Source organism: Streptomyces sp. RLA131, from assembly GCF_056270125.1.
This window is the reverse complement of the sequence record NZ_JBWDOQ010000002.1, coordinates 5,709,862-5,722,711: the sequence shown is the minus strand read 5'-3', so window position 1 is coordinate 5,722,711 and position 12,850 is coordinate 5,709,862. Positions and strand designations below refer to the sequence as shown.

Sequence of the window (12,850 nt, the reverse complement as noted above, 5' to 3'; positions counted from 1 at the left end):
CTCCGCCACCGCATGGTCGTCCTTCGTGACCGCTGTCAAGGGGAACACCCTGCCCCACGCCTGAACAGGGAGGACCCGTCCTCGCCGATCGCCGGGGCGGTGTCCGACCCCCGCGCTACGATCGAGAAGATCGCCGAGGGGGAGAGCCGCGTCATGAGACCCACACTGGCAGCGCAGGCGCTGCGCGACACGACCGTCGAGTATCTGACGACGACGTTCGCGCTGGCCGAGCCGGACACGCAGGACGCGCTCACGGAATTCCTCACCGACCCGGGAGACGGCCTGTTCCGTGGGCCCTACCTGCGCATTCGCCGCCCGTTCCGGTCCGCGCCCGACGGCTGGCAGCAGCACCTGGAGTGGTGGCAGGAGGGCTTCAGGCCGTACGCGCACCAGGCGGAGGCCTTCGCGCGCCTGACGACCAAGGACGGGAACGTACCGAGCCCGACGCTCGTGACGACGGGCACAGGGTCGGGAAAGACGGAGTCGTTCCTGATCCCGGTGCTTGACCATTGCCGCAGGGCGAAGGCAACGGGCCGCCCGGGGATCAAGGCCATCCTGCTCTATCCGATGAACGCGCTGGCCGGGGACCAGGCGGACCGGCTCGGGGATCTGCTGGAGGACGCGCGGCTGGCCGAGGTGACGGCGGGCCTGTACATCGGTGAGGCCGGGGCGAGCCGCGCGGGTTCGCCGTACAAGCGGGTGATGGTGGAGCGGGCGGAGATCCGGCGGAATCCGCCGGACATCCTGATCACGAACTACAAGATGCTGGACCTGCTCCTCCAGCGGCAGCACGACGCGCCGCTGTGGCGGGACGCGGACCTCGCGTACATCGTGATCGACGAGTTCCACACGTACGACGGTGCGCAGGGCACCGACGTGGCGATGCTGCTGCGCCGCCTGGCGGCGGCGGTCGGGGTGTCCGAGGAGGGGCGGCCGCTGGGCGGGATCTGCCCGGTGGCGACGTCAGCGACGCTGGGGTCGGGCGGGCCAGGGGCGGGGGCCCGGCGGATGCTGGATGTGGCGTCGCAGGTGTTCGGGGTGCGGTTCCCCGATGACGCGGTGGTGGGCGAGGACCGGCGGGACCTGAACTCGTTCCTGTCGCCCAAGGACTTTTCGCTGCCCCTCCCGACCCCCGCCGAGCTGGCCGCGCTGCCGGATCCGTCACGGGTGCGTATGCGAGCGGGGAGCGACGCGATCGCGCGGGCGGTCCTGGGCTGTGACGCTTCGGACCCGCGCGAGATGGGCCGCAGGCTGCTGGCCCATCCGCTGACGCATGCGCTGCTGGCCGCGGATGTGGACCGGCCGCTGACCGCCGTGGAGGCGCTGGCGGAATTCGACGCGACGTCGGCGTGGCGGGTCGCGGCGGAGCGGGAGCCGACGGTGGCGGCGACCGCGCTGGCCCGCTTTGTGGCGCTGATCTCGCTGGCCAGGGACCCGGAGGCGCCAGTCGGCAAGGAACGGCCGTTCCTGCTGGTGGAAACGCATCTGTGGCTGCGGGCGCTGTCGCGCGTGCTGCGCTTTGTCGCGCCGGAGCCGGTGTTCTCGTGGCCGGACGGGGACCAGGCGACCCCGCCCGTGGGGATCCCCGCCGCTGCCCGGGACGCGGTGGTGATCGCGGCGCAGGCGGACCGGAGCCGGAAGGCGAGCGGGTCGGGGAAGCTGCCGTCCGTTTACTGCCGGCATTGCGGGCGGTCGGGGTGGACGGCGATCTGCCCGGAGCGTAATCCGGCGGCGCTGGTGACCGCCCCGGACGAGATCTACCGGCGCAGTGTGGCGGGCGGGGCCAGCAAGGCGCGGGTGCGGGCCTTCGTCGCGGCGACGCCGGCCGAGGCGGCGGAGCAGGCGCGGGCGATCAAGCTTCAGCGCGAGCGGCGCGGTAGGCGGCCGGCGAGCCATGACGCGACGGTGCTGGTGCTGGAGACCAGCGGTGAGGCGTTGCGCCGCCTGGACCCGGACGAGGTGCTGCTCGGCGGAGCGGACGGCGCTGACGGCGCGGAGGCCGCGCCCGCGCCGGAGAACGGCGTCTATGTCCTCGCGTGGTGGGACAACGCGGATGCGAACGCGTACACGCAGGATGACCGTTGTCCGGCGTGCGGGCAGTCGCAGGGCATTCGCTTTCTGGGTGCCGGTGTGGCGCCACTCGCGTCGGTGGTGGTCACCCAGCTGTTCACGGGCGGGGAACTGCCCAAGCGGGGAGTGGACGCGGACGGCGAGGAGCACACGGCGGACCGTCGCCGGACGCTGCTGTTCAACGACTCGGTGCAGGACGCCGCGCATCGGGCGGGCTTTGTGGCCAGCCGGTCGTGGAAGTTCTCGCTCCGGTCGCTGATCCATGCCGAGCTGGACAAGCTGGCGCGCGGCGGCCCAGGCCACCACGCCGACGGTGTCCCACTCAATGAGCTGATCGCCTCGCTCGTCGCCCGCGCCGCCGTGCCGGACGAGCGGTTGCTGGCCTCGGTCGTTCCGCCCGACCTGGCGGACGTGGACCGGGTGCGCCGGCTGCTGGACGGCAAGAAGCGCATCCCGGCGAGCACGTGGACCCTGGTCGGCGAACGACTCGCTCTCAACACCCTGCTGGAGTTCGGCCTGTACTCACGGCTGGGCCGCACGCTGGAGCTGACCCGCACCCTGTCGGCGGAGGCGCACATCGAGGACCCTGCCCGCGCGGCGGCGACCGCCGAGGCGCTGTACGACAAAATCCTGGGCGGGCAGCTGCCCCATACGCCGGAGGAGCAGGCGGCGCTCGGCGCCCCCAACCCGCTTCCGTCGGCCGGCCCTGGACGGACGCTGCGCTTCGAGGGCTACGTACGCGGCATCCTGGAGCACCTGCGCCAGGGCGGCGGCATCCAGCACAACTGGTTGCACCGCTACATCGACGAGGAAGGCCGCAGCCGGTACCCGGTGTGGACCGGGCGGCCCGAGGGCATGCCCGCGTTCCCCCGCGGGTCGGACGCACCGGCCTTCCTTCTGGTCGGCGCGCGCTCGGGCCGTACCGGCTTCGACCGGGCCGACTCGAAGGAGAGCTGGTACGCGGACTGGACGCACCGCTGCCTCGGCCTCGACCACGCGACCGCGGCCGAGTATCTGGCCCAGCTGATCCCGCTGCTCGCGGACAAGGACATCGGCGCCCTCGCCCGCAGGCGTACCGGCGACGAGCAGCGCGGGCCGGGCAACAACAACGGGCAGGGCGTCTACGGGCTGACGCCTGGTCATGTGCTGGTGCGCCCGCTCGCCGACGAGGACACCGGGAAGGCCGCGCTGACCTGCCCCCGGTGCGGCTGGACGCAGACCGTCCACCCGGACCGGACGGCGACCTGGCAGGGCCTGCCGTGCCCGCTCAAGCGGTGCGGCGGCACGCTGACCGTGCCGTCGGCAGCAGAAGGCGACGGGAGGGCGGCCCGCGACTACCGCTCCGACTACTACCGGCGGCTGTACCGGGAGGGCGGCACGTACAGCGTGATCGCCGCCGAACACACCGGCGTCCTGACCCGCAAGGAACGGGAGGCCGTCGAGAAGGGCTTCCGCCGGGGCAACGACACCGACCCCAACGTTCTGTCGTGCACGCCCACCCTGGAACTGGGCATCGACATCGGAGAGTTGGAGGCCGTCGTGCTCGCCTCCCTGCCGCCCTCCACAGCCGGCTACGTACAGCGGGTAGGCCGCGCCGGGCGCGGCACCGGCAACGCGCTGATGGTGAGCATCGCCGACACCAGCCCCCGGGCGCTCTATCACCTGGCCGAGCCGCGCAACCTCATCGCTGGGCCCATCCTGCCGCCCGGCTGCTTTCTGTCCGCCGCGGAGCTGCTGCGCCGCCAGTACGTCGCGCATCTGCTCGACCGGGCCGCCCGTGGCCGCCTGGAGGGGGTGCTGCCGCTGCCGGACCGGGCCACGGCGCTGTTCGGACGGACCGGCTGGCTGAAGGAGTTCAGCCGTGCCGTGACCGGCCGCCTGGACTTCGTCAAGGACTTCTTGCGGCTCTTCCCTGACATCGAGGGCGTCCCCGGCTCCGGGATCACCCCGGATGCCCGCAAGGCGCTGCGCAAGTACGCCGGATCCAAGCTCGCGGCCGCCCTCGCCGAGACCGAGGACGCCTGGGAGGCCGAACGGACCGAACTGCTGGACCGCCGCGCGGTGATCAACGACGCCGCCGACTCACTGCGCGAGGAGATCGAGGACCAGGCCCGCGACAAGCGCACCCTGGAGCGCGAGGCTGCCGGCCTCAGCAAGCGCCTCGGCGAGCTCAGCCAGACCAGCGCCCAGACGTTCCTGGTCGAACAGGGCCTGCTGCCCAACTACAGCCTGGTCGAGGACGGCGTACGCCTGGAAGCGGCCCTCACCCGCAAGGAGCCGGTCCGCAAGAGCGGCACCGACGCCGGAGCCGACGGATCCAAGCCCAGGACCCGCTGGCGAACCGAACTGCGCACCTACGACCGGCCCGCCGTGAGCGCGCTCAGCGAGCTCGCCCCCGGCAACTCGTACTACGTCAAGGGATACCGGCACGACATAAGCGGCTTCGACCTCGGCCCGCGCGCCGCCCGCAGCGCCGACGGCCCATCCGGGGCGCTGCGCTCCTGGCGGGTCTGCCAGGACTGCGGCCATGTGCGCACGCTGAACGCGGAGGAGGACACCTCGCCCTGCCCGCGCTGTGACGGCACCGGCATCGGCGGGCGGGCCGCGCTGCACACCGTGATCGTGCCGCGCAAGGTCATCTCCCGGGACAAGCGGGACGACGCGCGCATCGTGGACGACGCCGACACCCGGCACCGCGTCAACTACACGATCGCCACGGCTGTCGATATCGCCCCGGCCGCGGTCAAGGGCAGCTGGCGGCATGCCAAGGCCACCTTCGGCGTGGACCACGTGCGGGAAGCCGTCATCCGGCGCTTCAACCTCGGCCGGACGAAGTTCGGACGGCGCCCCGACGTGGCGTTCGCCGGCGGGCAGGTCGCGGTGACCGGCTTCACGGTGTGCCCGTTCTGCGGTGGCGCCACCGACCGGGAGCCCGGGCACGCCCCTGTGCAGGAAACCATCCCCGAGTCCACGACCCAACGCCTGGAGCTGGGGCACCACCAGCCGTGGTGCCCCACCAGGCGCCGCGACCGGCCCCGCCCGGCCGACGACCAGCGGATCATCACCGCCGCCGAACACCGCACCGAGGCCCTGCGCATCCTGCTGCCCGCGGCGACCCTCCTGGTCGACGAACGCCTGGCCTCCTTCTCCGCCGCCCTCCATCTCGGCCTCGCCGAGCAGTACGGCGGCGATCCGGCCCACATCCGCTCCACCCCCAGCAGCGAACCCGACCGCGACACCGGCCTGACCCGTCACTACCTGGTCCTCTACGACGCCCTGACCGGCGGCACCGGCTACCTTCAGCGCCTGGTGGACAAGAAGGGCGAGGAATTCCGCAGCGTCCTGGCCGCCGCCCAGCGCAAGCTGCGCGACTGCGAGTGCAAGGACGGCCCGCGCCGTGCCTGCCACCTGTGCCTGCTCGGCTATGCCGAAGAGAGCAAGTACCGCCTCCTGGACCGCCAGGAGGCCCTGTGGATACTCGACGGCCTGCTCGGCGCGGACGGCCAGAGCGACTGGCAGATCATCGAGGGGCACAAGGGCGCCGCGCCCGTCCGCTTCGCTGACCAGGCCGAGAGCGACCTGGAGCGCCGCTTCCTCGACGCCTTCGACCGCTGGCTCGCCGACCCCGCCAACCAGGCCTCGTACGACCACGAGGAGACCCCCACGGGCCGTCCAGGGAAGCAGTTCGTGCTGCGGCACGCCGACGGCACGGCCGTCCATTGGGAACTGGTCGCACAGAAATATCTCGAGGGTTACGCTACCCGGCCCGACCTGCTCTTCCGCCCGCTGCCCGGCGGCGACACCAGCATCGGGGCACCCACGCTCCCGATCGCCGTTTATCTCGACGGCTACCGCTGGCACGCCTCGTCGCAGACCAATCGCATCGCCGACGACGCCGCCAAGCGGGCCCGGCTGCGCGCCGATGGGATGCTGGTGTGGCAGATCACCTGGGACGACGTCATGGCCTGGGAAGCCGGGCTCAACGGACGGCCTGCCGCCGCTGAGCCCGAGGCCGGATCGGACGCGCCGGTGAATCCGCTGGCCGGAGTCGTCGCCGGACCTGATGCCGACGCGGCATGGCCGCCGTACACCGTCGGGGGCGACAACAGCCCCGGGGGGAAGGTCCGCGCACAGTGGCAGGCACGGGGCCGGGACCCCCGGGACCTGGACGCCCTCGTCTTCTCCGGCGCGATCCCGTCGCTTCTCGGCTTCCTGCGCGTGCCCGACCTCGCCCGCTGGCGCGAACTGGCCGAGCACACCGTGGGCGGGCTGCTCGTCGGCAACCAGCACACCACAGCGGCCAAAGCCGGTCCCGCCGACGTCGTCCCCTGGGCGGAAGCCCTCCTGCGGGAGGAGACTCCGCCGCAGCCTGCCGGGCAGGGCCGGATGCTGATCCGTACCCGTGACGGCTCCGGGCTCCCGCTCGCCCTCGTCGTGGACGTCACCGGTGGTGCGGGCGCCCAACGCTGGAGCGCGCTAGCGGTTCTCGACGACCGTGAGGACGCCGTGGACGGTGACCGCCGCGAGCACCGCCGCCGCTGGAAGGCATGGCTGTGCTGGGGCAACATCATCCAGTTCCTCGACCCCACCGGCACCGGTCGTGCCGACGGCCTCCAGCTCGCCCGCTCCACGGTCGAGTCCTTCGACGCCGAGCTGCTGGCCGCTGCCGCAGGCCCGTCCGGCGGTCTTCTCTCCGCGTTGCGTGACGACCGGCCCGGCACGGGCCTTGTCGTCCAGAAGCCCGAGCCCGAGCCCGTCCCCGTCCCCACCCCCGTGCCGGACGAAAGCCCGACCGAACTGGAACGCAAAGCCTGGGAACTGGTCTTCGAACAGCTCGCCTACATCGGCGACCCCGAGATCGATGCCCTGGCCCGGCGGCTCGCCGACCGGGGCTCCGTCCCGGCAGCCGAGGCCGGTTATGACGTCGAAGGCATCCCCCGGCCGCTCGAACTCGCCTGGCCCTCCTGGCGGATCGGCGTCGTACTTACCGAGGACGCCGAGGACAGCGCCTTCATGCGGCAGTGCCACAGCGCGGGCTGGCAGGTGCGTGCCCCGGGCGCCTGGACGCCCGATGAACTCGCGGCGCTGCTGAGTGGGAAGGGCGGAGCACGATGAGCGGCAAGGTCAGGGCAGAGGTCTGCGTCTCCCCACAAGCCGCTCAGGATGCCAGACGGCTGGGTCAGGCGGCCAAGGACGCCCTCGGCGACTTCGTCCGCCGCCTGCGTGCCGACCGTACCAACGCCGCTCTGCGTGTGACGCCATTGCGTAGCGCCGGAGACAACGCGCAGCTGGGCACAGCGGCCGTGGACGGCCAGCGCATGGCGTTGCTGCTGGAGACGGAGAAAAACCGCCTCACCGTTCTCGCCGTGCGCGAAGGCCCCCACGCACACGACGAGCTGGTACGCCTCACCGTCGCGGTGAACGAGGTCTCCGGCGGTATCGAGAGCGTTGACCAGGGCGAGGCCATCGCCAAGGTCATCGCCCTGCCCGAACGGCCCGCGCATTCGCCGGAAGCGCGGACGGACACTCCTGCGTCCGCGCTCCTCGATCTGCCCGTGCCCCTCTTCGGGCCCTTCGACGACAAGAAGCTGCTGGACCTGGGCGTCGTCGCGTCCCTGCTGCCCGCCATCCGCCGGATCAGCCACAACGACCAGCTCGACGGGCTGCTCGGCCAGAACATCCCCGAGCTCACCCGAGATGTGCTGCTCGCCCTCCACAGCGGCATGGCGATCGCGGACGTAGAACAGCACATCACCGGCGCGTGGAAGTCCGACGACGACGTCGTCAACCCGAGCGACTGGGCCCGAGCCGCCCGCCGTCCGGTCTCACAGGTGAGCACGGAGGACGCCGCCGTTCTCGACGTTCTCGGGGAGAGCTTCGATGCCTGGCGCCTCTTCCTCCACCCCGAACAGCAGCGCCTGGCCACCGCCGACTTCAAGGGGTCCGCCAAGGTCACCGGCGGACCCGGTACCGGCAAGACGGTCGTGGCCCTGCACCGGGTCCGCCACCTCGTCGCACAGCTGCCGCCGGGTCACACCCGGCCTGTCCTGCTCACCACGTACAACACCAATCTCGCCGCCGATCTGCGCAGCAGACTGGACCAGCTCGGCGGCCCCGAACTGCTGCGCCGCGTGGACGTGAAATCGGTCGACCAGCTCGCCCGCGAAGTGGTGCAGCAGTGCCCCGGCTCCGACCTCGGCCGGCCCATCGACGACGAGACGGCCCTGAACCTCTGGGACACCGTGTGTACGGAGGCGGGAGAGTACGCATTCGACGCTGAGTTCCTGGACTCCGAGTGGAAGCACATCATCCTCGCCCAGGGCTGCGGTACGGCTGCTCAATACCTGCGCGCCGAACGCCAGGGCCGCGGCCCCCTCCACCGTCCCAAGCGCATGGAGGTGTGGAAGCTGGCCCAGGCCTACCAGGCCAAACTTGCCGAGCCGCCCCGTCGGGTCACGTACGCGCAGATCGCCGACGAGGCTGCCCGCCTGGAGGAAGAGAAGATGCGCCGCATCGAGGCCCAGGCCCGCTACAAGGAGGAGCACGGCGGCATCGACCTCATCCACCGCGAGGCGGGCAGCGGCATGTGGCTGAAGCCCCGCTACCAGCACATCGTCGTCGACGAAGCCCAGGACCTGTCCGCCTCCCACTGGCGGATGCTGCGCGCCATGGCCCGCCCCGGCCCCAACGACATCTTCCTCGTCGGCGACGCCCACCAGCGCATCTACGCCCATCAGGTCGTCCTTGGCCGGCTGAACATCAAGACCCCGGGCCGCAGTTCGCGCCGCCTCACCCTGAACTACCGCACCACCCGCCAGATTCTCAGTAGTGCCCGAGGCCTGATCGACGGCATCGCCTTCGACGATCTCGATGAGAACACCGACACGCTGGACGGATACCGCTCCGTGCTCTCCGGCCTCACGCCGCAGTTCTACCGTGCCGCCGACTGGGAGACGGAAATGCGCGCCGTGGCGGCCCTCATCAAGGAGCGGCATGACACATACGGCACCCCTTACGAGGCGATGGCCGTGAGCGTGCCGAGCGGCGACGCAGCAGTGCAGATGGGGGTAACCCTGGCCCGGGAACCCTTCCGCATCCCTGCTTCCGAGCTTGGCAAGGACGGCCCCCGCAGCGCTGAGGGCGTACGCATCGGCACCATGCACCGGTTCAAGGGGCTGGAGTTCCAGCGGGTCTTCCTCACCAGTGTGAGCGAGGGCCAGGTGCCTCACCAGCACATCGAGACGTACCGCCACAGCGATCCGCGCCGCTACGAGCGGGAGCTCCAGCGGTTCCGCTCACTGCTCTTCGTCGCTGCCACCCGCGCCCGCGATGAACTCGTGGTCACCTGGAACGGGCGGCCCAGCCGCTTCCTGCCCGAGGAAGCGGCCCGGCACGCCGTCAACGCAGCAATGGTCTCGTGTGGCGAAGGCCCGCCGTCCAGCTCTGCCGCGTGAGCATCCTGCCGCTGGTGGCTCCCAGTGGCAGGATCCTTCTTTTGGATCTCAGACAGACCAGGACGCCTCACCGCTTGCCAGGAGCTGATCCGCCGAGGGCCAGATCTTCAGGGCGAGCGACGCGAGGTAGGCGCCGCGCTCATGAATGCGGTGTTCGTCCCACGAGGTCGCCCAGTCTTCGACCGTGGCCGTTGGCGGGGCGTGAAGGAGCGTGCCGTGGGTCAGGCGGAGCAGGCTATGTTTGCCGAGCCACCGCTTCTTGTCCTCCCAGCCCATGTTGCCGAGAGCGGGATTGAGGCGGGCGGTGACCAGGGTTAGGTTGCCCAGGGTGTGGACGAGTTCGTAGCGGTTGGCCCCTTCGCTGGTGTCGTCTGCGAGTACGGGCCAGTTCTCCTCCCAGCTTTGTGGCATGACGTGCTCGATGGTGAGCTTCGCGCCGATGTGCTCGCCGACCGGGACGGTGAGTTGCTCGGTGTGATCCGTGCGGAGTGTGTCCTCCAGCGCCTCCAGGAGGATGCGGACCCGGTGCCGGTACAGGCGGGCGTAGATGGGGTCCTGCTCCAGCGCTGCCTGGAACTCGGCGTCGGTTGGCCATTGGCGATGCTGTCCCTGCATCGCGCCGAGGGCCTTGATGATCGCCTCGTCGGCCTGCTCGGGCTGTCGTGAGGCCGCAGTGACGAGGTCGCGGAAGACGTGGTTGTAGTCGCGGTTGCTCAGGTTGAGGATGGCGCGGCGGACGATGTAGCTGTCGATGGCCAGGATGGCCCGGTGCCGGCGTTCTGGTGGCAGCACGCCGTCGCCCAGTCCGTACAGGAACAGCAGCAGGGGCATGGGGGTGGAGGTCTGCAGGACCTTCATCCGGTACAGGAACCGGCCCTCGACACCGTGGAGGGGATGTTGGTCGATCTGGTCGTAGATCTCGGCATAGCGAGCAAGCTCCGCGAACACCTCTTCCGTGGGCAGCACGTCGGAGCGCAGCCAGCGTTCGAACTCCTTGAACAAGGCGGAAGACGTGAACTCGCGTCGGGTGCGCATGGTGAGCCAGTACGTGAGAAACACATCGAGGCGGCTGCGGGTGATGCGGCCGGTCGTCTGCTCGACCCGCCACTCCGCCTGGTCGAACGGAGCCCAGTAGGTTTTGTAGAGGCGATCGACGTCCGCACCTGTGTGCTCGGCGTCGCGGAAGAGCAGGTTCTTCACCAGGTCCGCGTGCTCCAGCGGTGTGCCGCGGCTGTTGAGCGTCTCGAACACGACCTGGGCGTCGTCGTGTTCCTCAAGGTCGATGATGACCAGGCGGAGCTGCTCCCGCACCGTCTGGACCAGGGCACTGAGGCGTTCTTCAGGTTGGGCCGATTCCGCCAGCCAGGCGTCGATCTCTCCCCGGAAGTAGCTCACAGCTTCGGCCATGGTGCCGTCGGTCGCCTGGCCGCTCATGACTGCCCTGAACTGGTCACGGTCCGCGTTGGTCGGCCACACCTTGTACTGGTGGTCGGGATGCTGGCCGCTGTCAAACAGGTCCTCGTCGTTCTCCAGGAATTTGCTCAACAGGCGTACGGAGCGTTCGTGGTCGAGCGCGGCGGCGGACAGCCGGGCGGCGTAGAGGAAGAGCTGCAGCGTAGTGAGGCGCTGTTGGCCGTCGATGACCTGCCGGGTCTCGAGATTCGACGACAGGTAGGGCGTCTCGTCGAAGACCACCGCACCGAGGAAATGCGGCGCGACGGTATCCCCGGTCTTCCCAGCGCTCTCGATCCGCTCGATGGTGCGGCGTACGTCCTCCCACAAGGCGGACCAGTTGTCGTCCCTGTTCCATACGTACGGCCGCTGGAACAGCGGCACGGTGTACCGCACGTCCTTCCCGAAGATCCGCCGCAGATCGACTGTATCTGCCCTCACAGGCCCGCCCCCTCGCTCAACTTTAGGTAAGCACGGTATCGATCACCGGGGACTGTTTCATGAAGTTTCCGAAGCCTCAGCCAGTGGCTCGGCTAGCGGGCCCGATTCGCCAAGGCCAAGTAGGCGGGGGACAGTCAGGGCCATCCCGTGGAGATACGTACAGGCCGTGTGAGCCCGGCGCTCGCAGAGCGGATACGCCTCTGGCTCTCGAATGGCGCTGAAGGCCGTGGCCGGGCGCGCAGCCCTGCGCGGGCGGCAACGCCTGTGGTGGTGTGCCTCATGACGCTGGCGGTTGCGCCTTCATTCGAAGACTCGCGCCCGCGAGCATGACTGCGTTCGATGCCGCTGTGGTGGACCCGCGTCGTGAGCGCCGTGATCCCGCCGAAGCAGCGGTGCCGCATGATGGCCGGGAGGCACGGATGGATACAGCGATGATCCCCCAAGGCTTCAGCACGACCGAGTGGCATGAGTACGTGGAGAAGGGGCGGACGCTGATCAAGCAGATCAGCGACGCCAAGTTTGCCCTCGGGGACACGCTCAACGAGATGCTCGCGAACCGTAGGCGCGGGCATGGCGAGGTCGAGGAGATCCTGACGGTATACGCCCGGCAGATTGGGGCGAAACCCGACACCCTGAAGGTGTACCGGTATGTGGCGACGGCGTGGCCGGAGGGCAGGCGGCGCAACGGCGTTGCGTGGAGCGTGCACCGGGAACTGGCGCCGCACCCGGACCGCTTCCAGCTGATCCGGACACAGCCGCCCGACCCGGTGACAGAGCAACCGACGGAATGGACGAAGGATCAGGCATTACGTGCGAGGGAGCGGGATCCGGTTACGCCGGTGACGCGCGAAGAGAAGATCGAGCACGTCTCGTCCGTCTTGCGAGACTCCGATGTGGCCGCCGAGGCGATCAGCAAGCTGCTACAACGGCCAGAGGTCGCCTCCCGCGTCGTGCGTGATCGACCCACGCAAAAGGCCATCAGGAAGGCCAACAACGAGCGGTATCAAGAACTCGATCAAGAGGCGGAGGCCGCCCGAGAGCTCGCTGCACCGACCGGGCGGGAAGCCGAGGAGCCCGTGGAACGAGAGCAGCCAGCGGTGGACTTTCGGCAGACCCCGCCGACGGTCCTGAGGATCTTGGGGCTGTGCACCAGTTTCTCTGTGTCGATGCGAGACGCGATCTTCGACGTTCAGGGGCTGGACGTTGCGCCCGAGGGCAAGGCTGCGATCCGAGAGAGTCTGGAAACGGTGCGTGAGGTCTGCGGCTGGTGCGAGGACTCGGTGATGTCCGGCAGGACAGGCATGGACGAGGCGCTGGCGCGGATGCTCGGTACCGAGGGTGGCGAGGCGTCGTGACGTCGAGGGCGAGGCCGCGGGCCGCTGCGGATCTGGGTGAAGAACTGTGGGAGCGGGTCGAAGCTGCGGGAGTTGGGG

Annotated in this window: 4 protein-coding genes; 3 read left to right on the top strand and 1 reads right to left on the bottom strand. The window is 70.1% G+C overall.

Annotated elements, in window-relative coordinates; all coding sequences use genetic code 11:
• Positions 1 to 153 precede the first annotated feature (153 nt).
• Together RWE79_RS26935 and RWE79_RS26930 are read left to right on the top strand one after the other, a co-directional pair.
• Entirely contained in the window at positions 154 to 7,185 is a 7,032-nt protein-coding gene (locus tag RWE79_RS26935; RefSeq protein WP_475942649.1) for a DEAD/DEAH box helicase, read from the top strand.
• Complete coding sequence (locus tag RWE79_RS26930; protein WP_475942648.1) at positions 7,182 to 9,524, top strand: UvrD-helicase domain-containing protein; 2,343 nt, start codon at positions 7,182 to 7,184, stop codon at positions 9,522 to 9,524. Before RWE79_RS26935 ends, RWE79_RS26930 begins: the two co-directional genes overlap by 4 nt.
• 48 nt (positions 9,525 to 9,572) lie before the next feature.
• Here RWE79_RS26930 and RWE79_RS26925 read toward each other — a convergent pair whose 3' ends face one another.
• The gene (locus RWE79_RS26925) at positions 9,573 to 11,417 is read right to left on the bottom strand and encodes a DUF262 domain-containing protein (RefSeq protein ID WP_475942647.1); all 1,845 of its coding nucleotides are present in this window, start codon (positions 11,415 to 11,417) and stop codon (positions 9,573 to 9,575) included.
• 326 nt (positions 11,418 to 11,743) lie between these two features.
• On the opposite strand from RWE79_RS26925, the gene RWE79_RS26920 reads away from it, so the two are divergent.
• Positions 11,744 to 12,772, top strand: a complete 1,029-nt coding sequence (locus RWE79_RS26920; RefSeq protein ID WP_475942646.1) for a DUF6192 family protein — start codon at positions 11,744 to 11,746, stop codon at positions 12,770 to 12,772.
• The last annotated feature ends 78 nt before the right edge of the window (positions 12,773 to 12,850 follow it).